The sequence below is a fragment of the Achromobacter denitrificans NBRC 15125 genome (assembly GCF_001571365.1).
GTDB classification, from domain to species: domain Bacteria; phylum Pseudomonadota; class Gammaproteobacteria; order Burkholderiales; family Burkholderiaceae_B; genus Achromobacter; species Achromobacter denitrificans.
The window spans coordinates 1-662 of sequence record NZ_BCTQ01000097.1; the positions used below are offsets into that span (position 1 = coordinate 1).

General features: G+C 50.9%; 1 rRNA gene. It reads left to right on the forward strand.

Features of this window, described 5'->3' with window-relative positions:
• The first annotated feature begins 147 nt into the window (after positions 1-147).
• A 5S ribosomal RNA gene (rrf, locus tag ADE01S_RS31025) occupies positions 148-260 on the forward strand.
• Positions 261-662 lie beyond the last annotated feature (402 nt).

The window sequence follows — 662 nt, forward strand, 5'->3', positions numbered from 1 at the left end:
TACAAATCTGGCCGCGCCGTCGGCGGCCAGCCAACACCAATTACACCCCACTGTGCGCGTGATCATCGAGCTAGTCTCTGATTGCCCACACGTTGTGTTTCTTCCAAGATTGGAGCAGTTGCGCTAGCAGCCGCTCAACCAGTTACGCCTGACGACCATAGCGAGTTGGTCCCACTCCTTCCCATCCCGAACAGGACAGTGAAACGACTTTGCGCCGATGATAGTGGACGGACGTCTGTGAAAGTAGGTCATCGTCAGGCTTTTATTGCTCAAAACCCCACAGGTGAGCCTGTGGGGTTTTGTATTCTAGTGAGAGGCTAGGTACAGGAGCTGCCGCCGCGCTGAAGAGATTCGGCAAGGCAGTAGCGTTGCAGTACAGTATGCAAATTAGGCAGAAGCCGGTTGCATAATCTGCAAAAACTGTGTTATAGTTTCATGCTTGGCTGCTACCGAAAACTCAGGGTTTACCCTGATGTTTCGATAGCTGCTAAAGAGGGCAGGATCTTGAAGAAGGCCTGGCAAGAAAGCGAAGCGAAACTAGCGATGCTGACTTGACAAACGATAAAAACTTCTTCATAATCTCGTTTCTCTGCTGCTGACACGGCAGGCGACGCGAAAGCGAAGCAAGTGGCAGCAGGCAAGATTAAGCAGTAAAGAATTTA